This is a genomic window from Halalkalibacter oceani, from assembly GCF_040544555.1.
GTDB classification, from domain to species: domain Bacteria; phylum Bacillota; class Bacilli; order Bacillales; family Bacillaceae_D; genus Halalkalibacter; species Halalkalibacter oceani.
The window spans coordinates 22,074-41,881 of the sequence record NZ_JBEPKD010000017.1; the positions used below are offsets into that span (position 1 = coordinate 22,074).

The 19,808-nt window shown below is 49.5% G+C and carries 18 protein-coding genes; 16 read left to right on the forward strand and 2 right to left on the reverse strand.

Going from position 1 to position 19,808, the window contains the following annotated elements; all coding sequences use genetic code 11:
* The first annotated feature begins 9 nt into the window (after positions 1 to 9).
* From ABMB67_RS16340 to ABMB67_RS16390, 11 genes are all read left to right on the forward strand, one after another.
* Entirely contained in the window at positions 10 to 303 is a 294-nt protein-coding gene (locus ABMB67_RS16340; protein WP_354572758.1) for an EamA family transporter, read from the forward strand.
* 107 nt (positions 304 to 410) lie between these two features.
* On the forward strand, positions 411 to 932 hold the full coding sequence (locus ABMB67_RS16345; RefSeq protein WP_251222607.1) for a MogA/MoaB family molybdenum cofactor biosynthesis protein: 522 nt from the start codon (positions 411 to 413) through the stop codon (positions 930 to 932).
* 262 nt (positions 933 to 1,194) lie between these two features.
* Complete coding sequence (gene moaC / locus ABMB67_RS16350; RefSeq protein ID WP_251222606.1) at positions 1,195 to 1,686, forward strand: cyclic pyranopterin monophosphate synthase MoaC; 492 nt, start codon at positions 1,195 to 1,197, stop codon at positions 1,684 to 1,686.
* A gap of 24 nt (positions 1,687 to 1,710) precedes the next feature.
* On the forward strand, positions 1,711 to 2,724 hold the full coding sequence (moaA, locus tag ABMB67_RS16355; RefSeq protein ID WP_251222605.1) for a GTP 3',8-cyclase MoaA: 1,014 nt from the start codon (positions 1,711 to 1,713) through the stop codon (positions 2,722 to 2,724).
* Between the two features lie 36 nt (positions 2,725 to 2,760).
* Positions 2,761 to 3,222, forward strand: coding sequence for a molybdenum cofactor biosynthesis protein MoaE (locus ABMB67_RS16360; RefSeq protein WP_251222604.1), 462 nt, complete (start codon positions 2,761 to 2,763; stop codon positions 3,220 to 3,222).
* Complete coding sequence (locus ABMB67_RS16365) at positions 3,222 to 3,461, forward strand: MoaD/ThiS family protein (RefSeq protein WP_354572718.1); 240 nt, start codon at positions 3,222 to 3,224, stop codon at positions 3,459 to 3,461. Before ABMB67_RS16360 ends, ABMB67_RS16365 begins: the two co-directional genes overlap by 1 nt.
* Positions 3,462 to 3,473: 12 nt before the next feature.
* Positions 3,474 to 4,736 carry a molybdopterin molybdotransferase MoeA gene (locus ABMB67_RS16370; protein WP_354572719.1) on the forward strand — a complete coding sequence of 421 codons (1,263 nt, stop codon included), beginning with the start codon at positions 3,474 to 3,476 and terminating at the stop codon, positions 4,734 to 4,736.
* Between the two features lie 433 nt (positions 4,737 to 5,169).
* Complete coding sequence (locus ABMB67_RS16375) at positions 5,170 to 7,350, forward strand: GDYXXLXY domain-containing protein (protein ID WP_354572720.1); 2,181 nt, start codon at positions 5,170 to 5,172, stop codon at positions 7,348 to 7,350.
* A 102-nt stretch (positions 7,351 to 7,452) separates the two neighbouring features.
* Positions 7,453 to 7,671: a hypothetical protein gene (locus ABMB67_RS16380; RefSeq protein WP_354572721.1), complete on the forward strand. Its 219-nt coding sequence runs from the start codon at positions 7,453 to 7,455 to the stop codon at positions 7,669 to 7,671.
* A 170-nt stretch (positions 7,672 to 7,841) separates the two neighbouring features.
* On the forward strand, positions 7,842 to 8,633 hold the full coding sequence (locus ABMB67_RS16385) for a (2Fe-2S)-binding protein (protein ID WP_354572722.1): 792 nt from the start codon (positions 7,842 to 7,844) through the stop codon (positions 8,631 to 8,633).
* Positions 8,634 to 8,868: 235 nt separating this feature from the next.
* The gene (locus ABMB67_RS16390) at positions 8,869 to 9,606 is read left to right on the forward strand and encodes a Cof-type HAD-IIB family hydrolase (RefSeq protein ID WP_354572723.1); all 738 of its coding nucleotides are present in this window, start codon (positions 8,869 to 8,871) and stop codon (positions 9,604 to 9,606) included.
* Between the two features lie 362 nt (positions 9,607 to 9,968).
* Here the strand turns inward: ABMB67_RS16390 and ABMB67_RS16395 are convergent, their stop codons facing one another.
* Positions 9,969 to 10,313, reverse strand: coding sequence for a YflT domain-containing protein (locus ABMB67_RS16395; RefSeq protein WP_354572724.1), 345 nt, complete (start codon positions 10,311 to 10,313; stop codon positions 9,969 to 9,971).
* Between the two features lie 142 nt (positions 10,314 to 10,455).
* Between ABMB67_RS16395 and ABMB67_RS16400 the strand changes: the two genes are divergently transcribed.
* The 5 genes from ABMB67_RS16400 (at position 10,456) to ppc (ending at position 17,940) form a co-directional block, all read left to right on the forward strand.
* Positions 10,456 to 11,193, forward strand: coding sequence for a FadR/GntR family transcriptional regulator (locus ABMB67_RS16400; protein ID WP_354572725.1), 738 nt, complete (start codon positions 10,456 to 10,458; stop codon positions 11,191 to 11,193).
* A 2-nt stretch (positions 11,194 to 11,195) separates the two neighbouring features.
* Positions 11,196 to 12,614: an FAD-binding oxidoreductase gene (locus ABMB67_RS16405; RefSeq protein WP_354572726.1), complete on the forward strand. Its 1,419-nt coding sequence runs from the start codon at positions 11,196 to 11,198 to the stop codon at positions 12,612 to 12,614.
* Positions 12,607 to 13,902, forward strand: a complete 1,296-nt coding sequence (locus tag ABMB67_RS16410; RefSeq protein ID WP_354572727.1) for a (Fe-S)-binding protein — start codon at positions 12,607 to 12,609, stop codon at positions 13,900 to 13,902. The genes ABMB67_RS16405 and ABMB67_RS16410 overlap by 8 nt, the downstream gene beginning before the upstream one ends.
* Before the next feature lie 142 nt (positions 13,903 to 14,044).
* Entirely contained in the window at positions 14,045 to 14,980 is a 936-nt protein-coding gene (locus ABMB67_RS16415; protein ID WP_251222593.1) for an AEC family transporter, read from the forward strand.
* 206 nt (positions 14,981 to 15,186) lie between these two features.
* On the forward strand, positions 15,187 to 17,940 hold the full coding sequence (gene ppc, locus ABMB67_RS16420; protein WP_354572728.1) for a phosphoenolpyruvate carboxylase: 2,754 nt from the start codon (positions 15,187 to 15,189) through the stop codon (positions 17,938 to 17,940).
* Between the two features lie 378 nt (positions 17,941 to 18,318).
* Here the strand turns inward: ppc and ABMB67_RS16425 are convergent, their stop codons facing one another.
* Positions 18,319 to 19,797 carry a phospholipase D family protein gene (locus ABMB67_RS16425; RefSeq protein ID WP_354572729.1) on the reverse strand — a complete coding sequence of 493 codons (1,479 nt, stop codon included), beginning with the start codon at positions 19,795 to 19,797 and terminating at the stop codon, positions 18,319 to 18,321.
* Positions 19,798 to 19,808: the final 11 nt, after the last annotated feature.

The following is a 19,808-nucleotide window of genomic DNA, read 5'->3' on the forward strand; positions in this document are numbered from 1 at the left end:
AGCTTTGTTTTGATCACGGCGTTCAAAAGGGAGCTTTTGCAAACGATCAAAAACAATGTTACCTTGCCGAATCGCTACTATATTCTTGGCGGTATTTTCACCAGTCTTGCGCTTTTATCATTTTTTATGTCGATTTCCTTCATCCAGGTCGCCTATGCGGGGGCGATTTTGGCGATTGAACCGATTGTGACGATTATGCTCAGTAAAGTGATGCTCGGTTCTGAAGAAAAGGTGACGGTTCCACTGCTCGTCTGTGCATGTTTGATCTTTCTTGGCGCCGGAATGATCTCTCTTACAGCCTGAACCGGAAGAAAGAGAAAATGCTGTTTTTCCGGCTGTTTAGTATCTCGTCTATTAAAAAAATGGTAAAATAGAAGCTACATTTAGAATTTTGGAAAAGGAGCTTTGCCATGTCAGTATCTGAGCATAAACAAGAAGCGCCGAAGACGGTAAACTGTTTCGTTCTGACTGTGTCTGATACACGGACGAAGGAGACGGACAAGAGTGGAGCGTTAATGAAGCAATTGCTGGAGGAAGGGCAGTATTGTGTTACCGGCTATGAGATTGTCAAAGATAGTGAACAGGAGATTCAGGCGGTGATTAAGGAGGCGGCCGGACGGGAGGATGTCGAAGCGATCTTAATCAATGGCGGAACGGGGATCGCTTCGCGCGACCGGACATATGAGGCGGTATCTCAGCTGTTGGAAAAAGAGATGCCCGGTTTTGGTGATCTGTTTCGTTATTTGAGCTATGTCGAGGATATCGGCTCGGCGGCGATGCTCAGCCGGGCTGTCGCCGGAATTTACCAGGATAAAGCGATCTTTTCAACGCCAGGCTCATCAGGAGCGGTTCGCCTGGCAATGACGAAGCTGATCGTTCCTGAGCTTGGACATGTAATGAGAGAAATCTACAAGGATGCCAAGGCTCGGTAAAGAAAACGATGTAAACGAGGTCCCTGAAAAACATCCAAAGCTAGTGAAAAAGAATAAAGCGTCCTTTTTCGTAACGTGAAGAAAAGCTAGTGAAAAAGAGTGAAGCGTCCTTTTTCACTAGCTTTATGAAAATGGGGTTTTGCTGGAGTGATCTCGCTATTTGGTGCTACAATGAATATAAAGAGGGCTTATCACAGCCTGGGCAGCATCGGCGGAGAGCGCCGGGCTGCTGATTGCTCGTAAATGAGAGAAAGTGAGATGGATGATGGAGTTCACACATTTTAACAGTCAAGGACGGGCGAAAATGGTCGATGTTTCAGAGAAAAAAGAAACGAAAAGAACGGCGGTTGCGCGAAGTGAAATCAAAGTCGCCCCGCTTGTCCTTGAGAAAATAGAGAAGCAGGAAATCGGCAAAGGTGATGTGTTTGCGGTGGCGCAAATTGCCGGAGTAATGGCGGCGAAAAATACAGCGCAGATCATCCCGATGTGCCACCCCTTGCCGCTGACGGGAATTGATATTACCTTCCGTCCCCAACGTTTTGACACCTATGCGGTTGTTATAATTGAAGCAACTGTCAAAACGACAGGAAAAACCGGTGTTGAAATGGAAGCGTTGACGGCAGCCAGTGTCGCGGCACTGACGATCTATGATATGTGCAAAGCTGTCGATAAAGAAATGGAAATCGGTCAGACGTATGTTATGAGAAAAACAGGTGGAAAAAGCGGGGATTATGAAAGACAGTCAGATAAGTAAGCTATCAGGAGGAAGGGTGATCGTATGAAAAAACATATTGTGGATAAGCTGAATCGTCCTCTCCATGATTTACGGATATCGGTTACAGATCGCTGCAATTTTCGCTGCGGCTACTGTATGCCTGCCGAGATTTTTGATAATGATTATCCCTTTTTGACAAACAGCGAGCTGCTGAGCTTTGAGGAAATGGTGCGGCTCATTCGTTCTTTTGCGGAGCTGGGTGTCAACAAAATCCGGATTACAGGGGGAGAGCCTCTGCTGCGCAAAGGAATTGCCGGTCTTATTTCGGATATTGAGCAAATAGACGGCATCACCGATATCGCCCTGACGACAAATGGCGTGCTATTAAAAAAGCATGCCACAGCGCTGAAAAAAGCCGGCTTGAAGCGGGTAAATGTCAGCCTCGACAGCCTTGATGACGAGTTGTTTGGCCGGATGAACGGCCGCGGTTTTCGAACAGGTCCGGTGCTCGAAGGGATTGAAGCAGCGGCTGAAGCAGGACTTGAGGTCAAAATTAATATGGTCGTGCAAAAAGGGGTGAACGACCAGGAAATTATGCCGATGGCCCGCTATTTCCGCGAAAAGGGCCATACGCTGCGTTTTATCGAATTCATGGATGTCGGCAATTCAAACGGCTGGAAGCTGGATCAAGTCGTGCCGAGCCGGGAAATCGTCGAAATGATCAACCGCGAGCATCCGCTTGAAGCGGTCGGACCTGAGTATTACGGCGAAGTCGCCAAGCGCTACCGTTATGCTGGAACGACGACGGAAATCGGCCTGATCACGTCGGTGACGAACGCGTTTTGCTCGACCTGTTCCCGCGCCCGGGTGTCGGCCGACGGCAAAATGTACAATTGTTTATTTGCCGCCAAGGGCCATGATCTGTTACCGGCTTTACGAGAACAAGCCGATGATGAGCGGGTAAAGGAGCGGATTCGCGAGATTTGGAACGGGCGAACAGACCGTTATTCAGAGGAGCGTTTAAGCCAAACGAAAAAAAGAAAGAAAAAAGTCGAAATGTCACGAATTGGCGGGTAAGCTTTGCCAGGAAGAGACAGCAGAGGAGGTTTATCTTTGACAACATCTTTATTTGAGATTACAGCAGAACCAATCTCGATTGAGGCCGTTGTGGCAAAGGTTGTGCACGCCAACGCCGGAGCGGTGAATACGTTTATTGGAACCGTTCGTGAACTGACAAAAGGAAAAAAGACATTATATTTAATTTATGAGGCCTATGAAGCGATGGCGGTCAAACAGCTGCAAAAGGTCGGAGCTGAAATCAAGGAAAAATGGCCGGGAGCAGAAGTGGCGATCTCGCATCGTGTCGGCCGGCTTGAGATTTCAGATATTGCCGTCGTCATTGCCGTCGCGACTCCGCACCGGGCGGAATCATTTGAAGCGAGCCGCTACGCGATTGAGCGCATCAAGGAAATTGTTCCAATTTGGAAAAAAGAGCATTGGGAAAACGGGGAATTTTGGGTTGGTGACCAAAAAGAAACAACCTATTACAAAACTGGGCAGCCGGAGGTGGAATAATGGCAAGTTTATTGCTATTTGCATCAATAAAAGAAAAGCTGGAGACAGATGCTTTAACGATTGATCCGGAGCTGAACACAATCGCCGAAGTGCGTGAATGGCTGATTGAACAGCATCCTGAAGTAAGCGCTGATCTGGAGCAGGTGATCTGGGCGAAAAATGAGGAATATGCCGAGTTGAGCGAAACATTCAGTGATGACGATACACTTGCCATCATTTCGCCGGTAAGCGGCGGGTAAAGGGGCGGGAAGATGGTAGAAATTCGGCAGAGCATTCCTGTAGATGAAGCAATTAGACGGATTATGGAGCGTGTCAAGACAGGAGCGACAGAGCGTATTTCGCTCGCGGAGGCGCAAGGACGATCTCTCGCGGAGGATATCGTCGCCTCGCATGATGTGCCTTTTTTCGATCGTTCGCCGGTAGACGGCTTTGCGATTAAAGCGCAAGATACGAAGGGCGCAGAACCGGATACGCCGCGGCGGCTTGTGGTTGTCGAAACGCTCGGCGCCGGCTATGTCGCCACCCAGCCGGTGGTCGGTGGAAAAGCGGTGCGGATTATGACCGGAGCGCCGATCCCGGAAGGCGCCGATGCGGTGATTATGCTGGAGCATGTGACCGAAACGCTGGAAGGGGACCAGCCGGTGATTGAGGTCACTTCACCGGTGGCGGCGGGAGAAAACATTATCCGGCGCGGCGAGGATATGAAGGAGGGCACGGTTCTGCTTGAAGCCGGCAGACAAATGGCAGCGGGAGAAATCGCCTTGCTGGCGACATTTGGCTACGGCGAAATCAACGTCTTTCAGCAGCCGGTGATCGGTGTGTTTGCGACGGGAAGCGAGCTTGTTTCCGTCGATGAACCGCTTGCTCCGGGGAAGATCCGAAACAGCAATTCACCGATGCTTGAGGCGCAGATTCGGCAGGCAGGCGCGATTCCGCGCTATTACGGGATTCTCGTCGATGACTTCGATCAAAGCTACGCGGCGGTTGTCGGGGCGCTGAAAGAAGTCGACTATGTCATCACCACCGGTGGCGTGTCAGTCGGCGATTTTGATTATGTGCCGGCGATTTTGGACAAGCTTCAGGCCGAAGTGCTGTTTAATAAAGTTGAAATGCGGCCCGGCAGTGTCACGACGGTAGCGACAGTTGGCGATAAATGGTTTTTCGGCTTGTCCGGCAATCCATCAGCCTGCTTTGTCGGCTTTGAACTGTTTGTCCGTCCGATTGTCAAAACCTATTTAGGTTCATCAACACCACATCTTCGCAAAGCAGCAGCGCTGTTGACAACGGATCTCGGCCGGCCGAACGAGTTTGCCCGCTTTGTCCGGGCAAGGTTGACGCTGGAGGACGCGACGCTTTCTGTCACGCCGGTTGGGCTGGAAAAGTCGGGGATCGTGTCGTCTCTCGCCGAAGCGAACGCCCTGCTCGTCGTCCCGCCGCGAACGGAGAAGCTGCGAGCAGGCGAGAAGGTGGATGTCATTTGTTTAGAGATGAATCCGGGCTTGCCCGGCGCTTAACATAAAAGCTTTCAGCAGCTCGATTGATTTGCTGTTTCGGGATGTCTTAAAAAGGGAAAATCGCCCTTTAAGGCATCCTTTTTTTCTCGTTTGCGATTTGATAAACGGACAATCAATGAATGAGAACGAGGGCTGGACGAAAGACTGAGAGTTAGCGGGGGAAATGCGGCAGTGAAAGAGGAACCTCATTCCGTTATCCGGCTTGCACTGCCCTTTTTATTGATAGAAAAGGAACGTCATTCCTCTATTGATTGCTGCAAGGGGGACTGATCGCTTGTTTTGGTTTATGAACGGAATCTCGTTCCTCTTGTTTGCGAAGAAATGCGTAAAAATGAGCAATAGCGGAATCCTGTTCCGCCTAGCCCCGGTATAAAAGTTTTGCCACACACTGATTGAAATGGAGTACAATAAAAGAAAAAAGGAGGGAATCAGAATGGATCAGGAGCAACAGAGATTGGGTCATTCCCGCATCATTGATCTGGCATACCTCTTTGGCGTTTCGCTTTTAGTGGCTGCTGTTGTTTATTTTTTTGCCGCGAATTGGAGCGCGCTCGGGCACGGAAGCAAAATCAGCTTGATCACGCTCTTGCTGCTTGGCTTCTACGGCATTGCGTTTTTCTTTCGTTATCGCCTGCCATGGCGCCCATTTGTCGGAAAGCTGTTTTTACTTGGAGGCGTTATCGCCTTTGGCGTTAGCGTTGCCTTGCTTGGTCAAATGTACAATTCACATGCGGACAGTTATCTTTTGTTTCTCGTCTGGCTTGCGCCGGCTTTTTTATTTGCGGTATTGACGAAACTGCAATCTTTTTATCTTTTATCTTATATGCTGCTGCATGCGACCATCGGTTTTTTCTTATTTCCTAGCTCTGTTGCGATTTACCGCTCTGAAGGAGAGCTGGTTGCGTGGCTTGTTTGCCTAGCGTTAGGTAACGCTTTACTCGGCCTAGGGCTTGAAGCAAGGCAAAGTCCTTATCGCGCTTTATCGTATTTGTCCTATCTCGTCAGTCAGCTCATTTGGCTAGTGATAACGATGCGCTGGGTGTTTGAATCGTACACCTATCTGCTTAACAGCCTTTATCTGCTTGTTTCGATCGTGTTCTTGTATTGGCTTTGGAAGAAAAGGCCAAACCGCGTTCTATTGCTGCTTACGGTTGGCAGTGTGGCGGTTTACGTGGCGGCGAAAGCGATTCTCTGGATGCTCGAGCACGGGTCTGAGCTGTTTTTTGTTCTTATTTTGCTGCTTGCCGGGCTGACTGTTTTTGCGGCAGGCTTTGTAATAAAAAAGCTGCGGAATGTTTATGAAAAGCAAAAGAATCAGGAGGTACGCTGGTGGCAAAGTCTGATCGTCCACGCCGTCAGCACGGTTAGTGCTGTCGTGGCGACCACCGCATTCATCGGCCTGATGACGATGGTGGCCCAATCGCTGCTTTCAGCTTTGTATGTCCTTCTTGCAGCCGCTCTTTTGGTAACGGTGCTGATCTTTGGCAAAAGATTGGAGGAAGTATGGCGTCATACGATCGTTCATGTAGGCGTCCTTCTTACACTCGCCTTTGTCTGGGATGTCCCGACTTATTTGGCGCTCGTCAGTGTCCTGCTGCTTTTGCTGCTATGGTATAAAGAGGAAAGCGTCTGGATGGATCTGCTTCTTTATGGAGCGACTAACGTGGTTCTTCTGTTCATATTCTGGCCTGATCGTTCAACCGAAGCGATCATGTGGCTGATGGTTGGGCTCAATCTGCTAGCGCTGGCTGGCCGTCTGCTGCTGAAGGAGCCGCTGTTGAAAAAAAGGCTGACCGTGCAGGCGATGCTATACAGCTTGCTGTTCGGCTTTGTACTGACCTTTTTAACGACATCACCCCCGTCGGCCTATTATTTGTATAATGCGCTGTTTTTTGCCGTGACGACTTACCTCGGCTTCCGTTTTGTCCGAAGCAATGAGCAGGTACTCGCACGGACGGTGCTCGTATTTTGGTTCGCCTTTCTTTTTTATAAATATTACGACCTCGTCTGGAGGCTGCTTCACAAATCAGTCGCCTTGTTCCTGCTCGGCCTGCTGTTGCTTGCTGTCGCGATTATGCTTGACCGAAAGAGGAAGGAAGAGAGGGACGACTTGCCACCGGCTCATTTTGCCAATCAATGGGCGCTGGTCGTTGTTATATGCTTACAGCTTGCTTTTATCGGCTTTCAGTATGCGCAGTATGAACGGCAGCTTGCCAATGGAAGCTTGATCAAGCTTGAACTGGAACCGCTTGATCCCCGCTCGCTCTTGCAGGGAGATTATCTGACTTTGCAATTCTCGATCTCGCATATTCCTGAGCTGGAGGGGAAGATGCAACGAGGGGAGAAGCTGAAGCTCGTTCTGTCTCCTGACGACCAGAACGTCTACCATTATACAGGCATTTACCAGCAGAATGGCGCATATAATCAGCCGTATACGCTGCAGGAGGAGGATGTGCTGATGAATGGGAAAGCGACGGGCTATGACCGCTTTTCGTTCGGGATCGAAAGCTACTTTATTGAAGAAGGCAGCGGGAGTGAAGCTGAATCGGAAGCGGAATATGCTTATGTGAAAGTTGCAGAGAACGGCAATGCTCTGCTCGTTGAGATTGAATAGAGATTTCAAGGGAGATTATCTCACATAGAAGTTGATGAAAGCAGAGCGCGCCCGCTACACTATAGCCAGACGACCTGAATGACACTTATGAGGAGGGATGAAATGCTCGAGCAATATTTACAGGAGTCCTTTGGTATTATGAGGGAAGACATTTTGATCTCTCCGGTAACGAATAAAAAGGTCGTTGTCAGAGAGCTGCTTCTCCAGGTTGAAAGGGAGGGAAGCTCTGAAAATGTCCTCGGCACACTTCAACAAATAAAAGGACTTGGTCGAAAGGGAGCGATCGTCTATTTAAATGGCTTGTCAGATCAAAGTAAGTAGGGCGCGTGAAAAAAGCTGTTTGACCTTTAGACATAGTCTGTCTTTTTTGAAAGTCAACTGAATTCAGTTGACTTTTTTTGCTGCAGGCGCGTATACTTTAGTTGAGAATGATTATTGATTTTAATTACCTGTCCGCCGGGACGGAAACATGATAAAGGGAGAGAAAGAATGTGGACTACAATCAAATGGTTGCTGAATTAGAAGCGCGTTTTTTTCTCTATACAAAAGATCAGCCAGTCGTTCATCAGGAATTTGTCGTTGAGCAGCTGCTTCTGCAGGAGGAAGCAAAAGCTTTTTTACATAAATACGGAAAACAAATTAAAGCATTGACGCCCCATCCGCCGGCAACCTATTTTTGCAGTAAGCTGGGGATTGCCGCTGCTGGAATTGTGACGATGCTTGCCCGCCATCATCTCCTTTTGCCGATGACGCCGGCTTCGCTAAGCGCGCAATTTTATTGGGATGATACTTATCAGGTAGATGGGATGGTGTTCAAAATCAATTCGCTTAACTGGCAGGAGGGGCCGCGTACGGATGAATGGCGGCGTACTGAAATTGAGCAGATGATCCACAATCTTCTCACTCCTGTTGTGACGACTTTCTCGCAAGCTGTTGACATTCGTCCGCGCGAGCTGTGGGGTCAGCTTGCCGCCGGGCTGGAATATGGCAAAACGGTCGGGTTGTCGCTTGCAGGGGATGATGAGGAAGCGGAACGGATTGAACGGGACTTTCAGTGGCTGATGAAGGATGCCGATCCAGCCCTGTTTGCCAGCCGGAAAAACGCATTGGACTTCCCGCATCGGCTTGTAGAAAGCCTATCGGAGCCTGGAGTCATGAAGCGGATGAAGCCGACCTGCTGTCTTTACTATCAGACGGAACAGGCGAAACGGAAGTGCGTCACTTGTCCGCGACTGACTGCGGCCGATAAAGCGAAGATAAAGGAAGAGATCGCGATTGGGTAACCGTCGCATCTCTTCTTTTTTAGTATAGAAAAGCCGCTACGCAAGCATCGTGAGCATGGAACTTTTTTTCGAGCCCCTTCAGGTGCAACGCCCGCCTGCGGAAAGCGCGCCCCCCATCGCGGGAGGGCGAAGAGCCAAACCCTGCTAAATAAAAAAGCCATTACGCGGTTTTCTTATCCTGTTTATTTTTTTCTGTTAGAATAGAAGCAAATGGAGCAGAGGTGGAGATGAAATCATGACAAAGAACATTAAGCTTATCGCGATTGATATGGATGGTACTTTGCTAAATGACCGGCAGGACATTTCGGACGGGAACCGCGAGGCGATTCGGGAAGCGCGCGATCACGGAATTCACATCGTCATTAGCACGGGCAGAACCCGGATGTCCTGTGGCGATCTTGTCGCCTCACTTGAGCTTGGTACATACTTAATTACGGTGAACGGCAGCGAAATTTGGGATGGGGAAGGCAATCTGCTTGAGCGCCAATTGCTCGATCTGGAGCATATTGAACAAATGTGGTCGTTAAAAAATAAATACGAGACAGCATGCTGGGCGGCTACGGTTGATCAAGTGTGGCGCGAGCCGTTTCCAGAGGATCTTTCCCATTATCAATGGATGAAGTTCGGCTTCGACATTGAGGATGACCGGGTGCGAAACATCATTCTCGAAGAGCTGAAAAAAAATAAAGCATTGGAAATTAGCAATTCCAGCCCAACGAATCTGGAAATCAATGCGGCCGGTGTCAATAAAGCCGCGGCGATTGAAAAGGTATGCGAGCGCCTTGGCTTTACGATGGAGAATGTGATGGCGATGGGCGACAGCTTAAATGATTTAGCGATGATCAAAGCGGCCGGCTGTGGGGTGGCGATGGGAAATGCCCAGCAGGTCGTCAAGGATGCCGCTGATTGGGTGACGGAGACGAATCTTGATGATGGAGTAGCCGTCGCGATCCGGAAATTCGCCTTGGCGTGAGGGCTCATCGTTTGTTTAGCTTTGCAGAAAGCAGGGAATAACAAGGGAAACGAGCATAGGAGGCTGTTGTGATGGGGAAATTATCGAAGCTGGTCAAATGGGGCGTGATTGCTTACCCATTTGTGAAGAAATGGATGGCGAAGCGGAATCAGAAGAAGCGTGGTACGTATCCGGCCAGTCGCCAGCGCTAGCATAATAAAGCTGAACAAAAAACATCGGGCTGTCAAAAGGAAATACGATCCTTCTGGCAGCCCTCATTTAATTAAAAAGCTCACACCGGACTTAAAAGATCGTGGCGGTTCTGTCCATTGCTTAAGGGGCAGGGCAAAAGGTTTTTCCTTTTGGCCCTGCCCCTTTTCTACCTATAGATTCATGGACGCCGTTTTGTTTTTGACAACGACGATCACCTTGCCGGCATCGAGTTTCTTTTCGAGCTGCTCTGCTTCTTGCTTGGAGAAGCCAAGCTCCTTGAATTGCGCGCGCAGCTCGTCCCCTTGTTTTCGAAACAGATTTTTTATAGAGGTTCCTACTCCCAATTCACTTGTTCCAACCTGATTTGCCTCGGCCTGTTCGGTCAGGCGCTTCGTCCGGTCATCGTCATGGGTGATCACATAAATATCGTCATCTTTGACCCCGTCAGCCTGCAACCGTCTTACAGCTTGAATCACGTCTTCGTCATTTTGAAATTCCTTATAGAATGGGTTCATGTTTATCGCCTCCTTGGTAGAAAAATACCCGGCTTGCCGAAAGCTAAACATCGAAGTGAATGTTCAGAAAAGAGTTGCAAATCAAATGATGTGTTGTATACTTGTAATACAAGTAGACGAATTTAAGGAAGGTGGAAAGCGGATGGACATCATTTCACCTATTCAACGGCGTAAAATGTCGGAACAGATTTTAGATGAAATCAAAGCATTAATTAAAGATGGGACATTCCCGGCTGATTCAAAGCTGCCTTCCGAAACGGAGCTGGCCAAGCTGTTTCAGGTTAGCCGTTCGCCGGTCAGAGAAGCGATCAGCGTTCTGGCGGCAAGCGGCATTGTCGAGTCGCGCCAGGGAGGCGGAAATTGGGTCCGCAAAGTAGAGCTGGTCAACATGTTTGAGCCGATGACGATGGAAATGATTGATGCACAGCAAATTTATGATCTGCTTGAACTGCGGACAACGATTGAGACCGAAGCGGCGGCATTGGCGGCCGTCCGGCACAACAGAGAGGACATTGAGATGCTTGCCGGGGCGCTGCAAGGCTTAGAAGAGCAGATGCTCGATGATGTGGAGTCAATTGGAAGTGAAGTCGATTACGAGTTTCACCAGACGATTGTCAGGGCGGCGGGAAATGCGTTCTTCGTTCAGACGATGGAAAACATTGCAGATCTTTATCAAAAAGCAATGACCTTTTCCTTGAAGCAAAATGTTGGTTTGCGTTTAAAGCGAAAAAGTGTGTTTGAAGAGCATCAAGCGATTTTCGAGGCGATTCGCCGACGTGAGCCGGAAGCGGCCTCTCGAGCGATGAAGAAGCATTTAGAAACGGCGCGGCTCAAGCTCGGCGATAAACGACTGCAAGACGAGGAGAAACGGGGGAGATAAGCATGAGAAGCACGGTAGAGGGTGCGGTCATTGAGCAGCTGAAGCAGGTTCTTGATGAAAGCAGAGTGTTAACGAAAGAGGAGGATCGCGTAAGTTATTCTTATGACGCCTCCTTCGGCGTTCATATTCCAGAGGTCGTTGTGCAACCGCTTGCAACAGCGGAGGTACAGGCGATTATGAAAATCGCGAGCGCTTATAAAATTCCAGTATACCCACGCGGGCAGGGAACAAGCTTAAGCGGCGGTCCATTGCCGGTAAAAGGCGGAATCGTGCTCGATTTTTCACAGTGGGACAGCAGGCTGGATGTTTACCCGGATGATATGGTGGCAATTGTCTCGCCCGGTGTCAAAACAGCGGCGATTAACGAGAAGGCTAATCAGTTTGGACTGATGTATCCACCTGATCCGAGCAGCTCCAATGTTTCGACGATTGGCGGCAATTTAGCGGAAAACGCCGGCGGTCCGAGAGGACTGAAATACGGCGTAACGAAGGACTACGTCATTGGACTGGAAGTTGTGACCGCCGCGGGAGACGTCATTCGGACAGGCGGGCGTACGGTGAAAAATGTGACAGGATATGATTTGACCAAGCTCATCGTCGGCTCTGAAGGGACATTGGGCGTGATTACCGAAGCGATTTTGCGCCTCATTCCGAAGCCGCCGGCGACGGCAACCTTGATGGCTGTTTTTGATGATATTGTCGATTCAGGCAGCTCGATCTCGCGGGTGCTAAGCTCAGGAATTATGCCGGCGAAAATGGAGATTATGGATCAGGCTTCCGTTCAGGCTGTTGAAGACTACCAGCCGCTCGGTTTGCCGACCGATATTGAAGCAATCGTTTTAATTGAGCTGGATGGTCATCCGCAGGCGATTAAAGAAGAAATCGAGCGCGTGCAGACGATTTGTGTTGAAGTCGGGGCGCGGGAAGTCAAGGTGGCGCGCAACGCTGCTGAGGCGCTGGAGCTGTGGAAGGCCCGCAAGCTCGTTTCACCGGCAATCGTCCGGCTGAAACCGACAAAGATCTCTGAGGATGCGACCGTGCCGCGCAGCAAAATTCCAGATATGTTCAAACGGTTAAAGGAGATTCGCGCCAAATATCAAATTGACCTCGTCGTCTTTGGGCATGCCGGCGACGGCAACCTCCATCCGAATATTATTGCCGACCAGCGTGATCAGGAGGAGATGCGCCGCGTCGAGCAGGCGGTTGAAGAAATTTTTCAGGCGGCGATTGAATTGGGAGGGACGTTGTCCGGGGAGCATGGCATTGGCACGATGAAGGCACCGTTTATGGAGCTTGAATTAGGAAAGGTGGGGCTGGAGATGATGAAGCGAATGAAGCAAAGCTGGGATCCGGATAATATTTTAAATCCGGGGAAAATCTTCCCTGAAGAAGGTCAAAGGTTCGTGTTGCGCAGTGAGTAAGCAGAGCTATCAAACAGAACTCGCCTATCATGAAACGTTTAGCTGTGTCCAGTGTGGCTACTGTCTCCCCGATTGCCCGACCTATCAGTCGATGGAAAAGGAAACGCATTCGCCGCGCGGCAGGATCAATCTCGTTAAGATGGCCGCCGAGGGCAAGGTGTCGCTTGATACGTTAAAGGAGCCGATCGACCTTTGTCTCGGCTGTCGGGCCTGTGAAACAGTCTGCCCGACCAATGTTCAATATGGGAAAATTCTCGAATCGGCGAAGGCCGTGCTGCAAAAGGAAAAATACGAGCAATCGAAGCGGATCCGCCTCGCCAATGAAGCGGTGTTTAAGCACACATTTCCAAACGAGCGACTGCTTGATCTTGCCGGCTACGGACTCCGCTTTTATCAGCAAACCGGCTTGCAAAAAGTTGCGCAAAAGCTCGGTGTGCTAAAGCTCTTTCCCGAAAGGCTGGCGGCTTTTGAACGAGTGACGCCGACTGTCGCGAGTCCCGGGCGGAAGAAAAAGCGGCCAATGGAGCTGAAGCCGCAGGGTGAACCGGTCTATCGCGTCGGTTTTTTTAAAGGCTGCATAATGGATACGATGTTTGCCGAGATCAATGATGCAAGCATGAAGCTGTTACAGGAAAGCGGCTGCGAAGTCGTCTTAATCGAAGAGCAGACCTGTTGCGGTGCTTTACAAAATCACAGTGGGGATCGCGAAATTGCGAAGGAGCTTGCCAAGAAAAACATTGCCGCCTTTGAACAGTATGAGTTTGATTTCGTCATTAACAGCATCGGCGGCTGTGGGGCGATGCTCGTCGAGTACGATCATTTATTTGAAGATGAGCCTGAATGGTACGAGCGGGCGAAAGCCTTTGCTGCTAAGAATAAGGATATCAGTTATTTGCTGGCAGAGCTTGAGCTGCCAATGAAAAAGGAAGTGAATAAGGTTGTGACATACCAGCCTTCCTGTCATATGACGAATGTCCAAAAAAATACTGCCGCTCCTTTAGCCCTTTTAACCTCGATTCCAGGCATTACGTATAAAGAGCATAAGCAGCCTCATATGTGCTGTGGATCAGCGGGGATTTATAATTTGGTTCATTTTGATGAATCAATGAAAATACTCGATCAGAAGATGGAGCATGTGAAGGAGACCGAGCCAGAACTGATTGTGACGACAAATCCGGGCTGCCACCTGCAAATGAAAGTAGGGGTGGAGCGGGAAGGACTGGCTGGGAAGGTGAAAGTTGTTCATTTGGTTGAGTTGTTGGCGGAAGCATGTGAGCTAGGCAAGTGAATGAAAGAATGATATAGTAAAAGAATCAAAAAGCTGACAGTCAATGTGAGGATGTCGTAAAGGGTGAGGTACCCCTTTGCGGCATCCTCAAGCAGTGTGTAAAGGCCTGCGTAAAGGATTAAAGGCAGAAAGGGTAAGCAGCGTGGACATTACGATTATCCTAACCTCGATTTCATTAATGGCGATTATTATTCTGATCGGCGTGCTGATTGGCTCAAGGCTGGCTGTTACACTTGAGGCGAAGCAGTTGTTGATGACGATTATCGTCAATGTCGCTGTTCCGGCGATTATTTTTAACGGAATTTTCAATACGGAGATTACAAATGAGCTGCTGGCGGATATGCTGACGATTTTTCTGCTTTCGGTTTCGCTTAACACGATCGGTATTCTGCTTGGCTGGGGAGCTGCATATTTATTCGGCTTTCGCTCGCTGGAAGCGAAAAAGCTGGCTGTGCTGGCCGGAATTGGCAATACCGGCTTTATCGGCATACCGCTTTGCGCGCAAATTTTCGGACCGGTCGGCGGACTGCTGGCGGCGATTTTTGATTCGGCGCTTGATGTTGTCACATTTTCCTTAGTGATTATGCTGCTTCAGCAGGGGCGGGTTTTCTCATTCCGGCAGCTGAAGGCCCTTGTTAATATTCCGTTTATCGCGATTATGATTGGACTAACAATGGCGATGATTAATTATCAGCCGCCAGCTGTTGCAAAAGATCTGGCCGGCTTTTTAGCCAATTTAGCAGCGCCACTGGCGATGATTTATATCGGCCTGTTAATTCCGGGATTTTTGCGGAATAAGCAAAGGAAAGTCGCAGCTCGCTTTGTTACGGCTTCCGTGACGATGAAGCTTGTCGTCATTCCACTCGTCTTAATCGGCTTGTTGCAAACGCTTTCTATTTCTGACCTTTTGAAGCAAATTACGTATATCCAAGTGGCGATGCCAACCTTTATGCTGGCAACGGTATTGATCGCTCGTTACACGAATGACGAAGAATCGGCTGTCGTGACGACGGTCTATTCGACTCTGCTGTCGCTAGTGTCAATCCCGGTCGTCATCTACATCGCGAATCTGCTGTAAAAAAGGGTGACTTCTCTTCTTTACAGCAGCGTGCTTCCCAAGAGCTTGTGCGATTAGTCAGAAATAATTGATTTTTGTCAGTTGTTTCAGTATGATAATAAACAATAACGAGTCTTGTACTCATTAAGGGACGTTTTTTGTCCTAAAGGGACTTATTATGTCCCTTTATATTCAGAAAGAAAAAGCTTTGCTTAGGAGGAGAGAAAATGGTAGAAACTGCGGATCATAATGCGTTATTACGGCGTGATGTTAACAAATTAGGAAGCATTTTAGGAGAGATTTTAGTCCATCATGGCGGGAAGTCTCTTTTTAATAAAGTGGAAGATATTCGCACAGCGGCGAAACAGTTGCGCCAGAGCTACAATCAGGATGCGTATGAGGCACTGAAGGCGCAAATTCAGACACTCGTGCCGCCGGAGCGTCAGCAGGTGATCAGGGCATTTTCGATTTACTTTCATTTAGTGAATATTGCCGAGCAGACGCATCGGATTCGCCGTCGGCGTGAGTATCAGCTCCAGGATGAGGAAGGGGTTCAGCCGTTTTCCCTGGAAGAGGCTGTCCTGGCGGTCAAGCAGTACGGCCTACCTGATCAGCAAGTACAGGAAGTGCTTGATGACCTGTCAATTGAGCTGATTATGACAGCTCATCCGACGGAGGCGACGAAGCGGACGGTGCTGGAGACACAGAAAAGAATTTCGCTTATTTTGCAGCAGTTTGACCATCCGTTGCTGACGAAAAAAGAGAAAGAGAGACTGGATGAAAGTCTGTTTAATGAAGTAACGGCATTGTGGCAAACGAATGAATTGCGGCAACGGAAGCCGACCGTGCTCGATGAAGTGAAAAATGGGCTTTATTATTTTAAGGAAACACTATTTGATGTGCTGCCGGACATTCATCAGGAATTGGAGACGCAATTGGATCACTATTTTCCTGGACATGCTTGGAATGTACCGAATTTTCTCCATTTCGGCTCCTGGATTGGCGGGGACCGTGATGGCAACCCGAACGTTACGCCTGAAATAACATGGGAAACGTTAAAGCTGCAGCGCAGGCTCGTTTTGGATAAGTATGAGGAAGCGGTGATCGAACTGATGCGGCGCTTCAGCCAGTCGACGATGCGCGTCGAGCTTCAGCCGGAATTTCTTTCTGCGATTGAACGTGAAGAGAACACTTATTTGGAGGAAGGGGAAGCATGGCCGATTGAAGCCGAGCTTTACCGGCGGAAATTTGCTGTTATGCTTAAGCGTCTGCGCCATGTCGGCCAATCGGCTGCCGGCTATCGATCAGCCGAGGAGCTGCTAAAAGATCTCCAACAGGTTCAAGAAAGTGCTGAAAAGCATCAGCCATCCGGACGCAAGCTGAAAACATTGCGCAAGCTCATTCGGCAAGTCCAACTGTTTGGCTTCCATCTGGCGACGCTCGATATTCGGAATCATAGCGGCGAGCATGAATTGGCGATTGGAGAAATTTTACGTGTCGTCAACCTTTGTGACAACTATGCCGGCCTGGACGAAGACGAGAAGGTTCGTATTTTGAAGCAGGTGCTAAGTGAGCCGCGGCCTTTAATGCTGCTTCAGGAAGATTATTCAAAAGAGACGCAGGAAATTTTTAAAGTGTTCCAAATGATTAAAAAGGCGCATCAGGAATTTGGCAGCCGCTCGATTGAAGTATACCTCGTCAGCATGACGCAATCAGCGAGCGATTTGCTGGAGGTGCTTGTTTTGGCGAAGGAGGCGGGAATTTATCGCTTGCACGCCGACGGCACGGTTGAGAGCGGGCTGCATGTCGCGCCGCTTTTGGAGACCGTTGATGACTTGATTGCCGGACCGCATATTATGAAGCAGTTGTTTGAGATGGATGTGTACAAAAAGCATCTTGAGCAGCGCGGGAATCATCAGGAAATTATGCTTGGCTACTCGGACGGCAGCAAGGATGGCGGGACGCTGACGGCGAACTGGAAGCTCTTTAAAGCGCAGCAGGAAATTCATGAAATGGCGAAGGACTTCAACATTCGCCTGAAGTTTTTCCACGGAAGAGGCGGATCGCTCGGCCGGGGCGGTGGTCCACTTTACCGCAGCATTCTCTCCCAGCCTGTGGAAACGCTCGGCGACGGCGTGAAAATTACCGAGCAGGGCGAAGTGCTTTCCTCGCGTTATTTGCTTGAGGATATCGCTTACCGGAACCTCGAACAAGCGGCATCCGCGCTCTTGTCAGCGTCGGCTAAAGTGAGCAATGAAGCAGAACCGCGTCATTTCCGTGAAAAAGCATGGGAAGAGGCGATGGAGGAAATTTCCCGGCATTCGCTCAAGAAATACCAGCAGCTCGTGTTCGGTGATCCGGATTTCCTCACCTATTTCAAGCAGGCAACGCCGCTCAGAGAGCTTGGTGAGCTGAATATCGGTTCACGGCCGATGAGCCGCAAAAACAGTGAACGTTTCGAGGACTTGCGCGCGATTCCGTGGGTGTTTGCCTGGACGCAATGCCGGCAAATGCTTCCGGCCTGGTATGCGGCGGGAACTGGACTTGAAGCTTTTGCTGCCAAGAGCGACGAAAATCTTACATTGCTGCAGGAGATGTATCAAAAATGGCCGTTCTTCCAGTCAACGGTCAATAATTTGCAAATGGCGCTGATGAAGGCTGATCTATCGACAGCGAAGGAGTATATTACACTCGTCGAGGATGAAGCGATGGCCAACCGGATTTTTGATGATATTCAAGCCGAGTACAAGCGGACAGAAGACGTATTGCTGAAGATTTCCGGCAGCAAGCAGCTGCTTGATCACACACCTAACATTCAGGAATCAGTGCACCGCCGCAATCCATACGTCGACCCGCTAAACTTCCTGCAGGTCAACCTGATTCAAAAAATGAGAGAATCCGACGAGCAATCAGACGAACTCCTCACCGAAGTCCTCCTCACCATCAGCGGCATCGCCGCCGGACTCGTGAATACAGGCTGATCCTCCCCGGTTTTGGGAGGATCAGCCGAAGCAGTGAGCGAAGTCGCTACCGTTTTTAAAAAGCCCGGAGAGGAGCGGGTTTCTCCTCTCCGGGCGAGTAGCGAACGAAGCCGCTGCTAAAGTCGGGAGAGCGCGGCAAGGTTAGGGCGGAGCGGCGCAAGATTTTAAAAAGGGGGAGGTGAAGTGTCCTCCCCCGGGCGCCGAGGAAGCCCGAGCAAACCCCGCCTTTGGGTGGGAGAATCAGCTCTCAATGGCTCTGCCCGCTGCCCGTCTGCAAGAAGAACCCCGTTTCTAGCAGACTTTAAAACTTTGCAGTGGCGCCGCTCATTGCTTAGAGGCTGGACAAAAAGGTAAAAAAACAACCTTTTGTCCAGCCTCTTAAAATGTCGAGAAGCCGCTCCATTCCTGAAAGCGGTAGAGGAGATGGGCGAGGGTGGAGTGATCGGCATAGGCTTCATAATCGAGGGTGAAGCTTGCCGTTTCATTTGTCCATAACGTCTCAAAATAATTGGCGACTTCCGCGATCAGGCCTTCGTCAATTGGGCCGGTGATTTTCACGTCGGTTTCGAGGTTGAAATCGTCCAGATTACGCTTGGTGAAATTGGCGGAGCCACCGATAACGATTCCTTCTTCTTCTTTTGCTTTTTCAATCAAAGCGAGCTTGCTATGGTACTGCTCGCCGTGTGTGTCGTACCAGCGAATCATAATGCGGTCCTTTGACTTTTTCTTCAGCTCTGCCGCAACAGGACGATTAGGAATTCCGTTCTTTTCATGGCCGAACGCATCTTTATTGGCATCGAGAATCAATTTCACGTCAACGCCGCGTTTTGAGGCGGCAAGCAGGCTTGCGAGCAGGTCGCGATCAGAAAGATAAAAGGCGCCAATTGTAATCGCATCACCGTCTGTGGTCGCCTTGATCTCTGCCAGCAAATGCTGTTTGATTTTTCCCTCCGTTACAAGCTGGAGCTGATAGCCTTCGTCAGCAGGAGGGGAAGGGGGTAGCTCAAGCCGGTCAAGCAGAGAGCCACGATAGCCGCTGCTTTGGGCGACGGCGCGCTCCGTCTCAATAATGTCACGCAAAATGTTGCCTTCGACGACGAACGCAATATTGGAGTGATAGCTGCTCGCATCATGTGGATTGGCTGAGCTGATCATCGCCTGTTTCTCCGTCACGATGATTTTGCGATGATTCGCTTTAAAATTGACTAACTGCAAATATGAACGCAGGGTGACAGGCGGAGCCACATCGCTGAATGGGTTTGGCAGCCAGCCGTCTCCCTTTGTGCCGAACCATTGAAAAAGGCTGCGGTAAACGCCGGAGTAAGCGGGGTTTGAATCACGCAGCTTCGTCAGGTCGGTGATGATGACGTCTATTCCTTGCTGCTCCAGCGCGCTGAGCAGCGGCGATGCGTATGAGCCGTAAAACGTATTGATCGGGTCCGTAATAAAGATAATATCAAGATCCGGCTGCTGCTGCTTTTTTTCTACTAGCAGGCTGGTGATAGATTGAGAGAGCGCAGGGAATTCAAGCGAGCTGTCATACTCTTCATTAAAGAGAAACATATCAAGCAGAATAAACTCCTCAGCTTCCTCAATCATCGTATTCATTTTTTGAAAGATCCTTTGTTCCTGATAAGGGACGCCTTCCTTCATATAAGTCAAGTCATAAAGGAATTCAATATGTTCAATGTGATGGACCTCGCTCTCATAGGAAAGCCCGGCCGGCAATGGCTTAAGATAATGGTAGATCGCGACACAGGCTAATAATAAGAGAACAAAGAAAAAAGTTCCAAGCCACATCACTTTTCGATTCCTTTGATTGGACGTAAAGATAATCTGTCTAATCACGGTTGACATAAGATGATTCT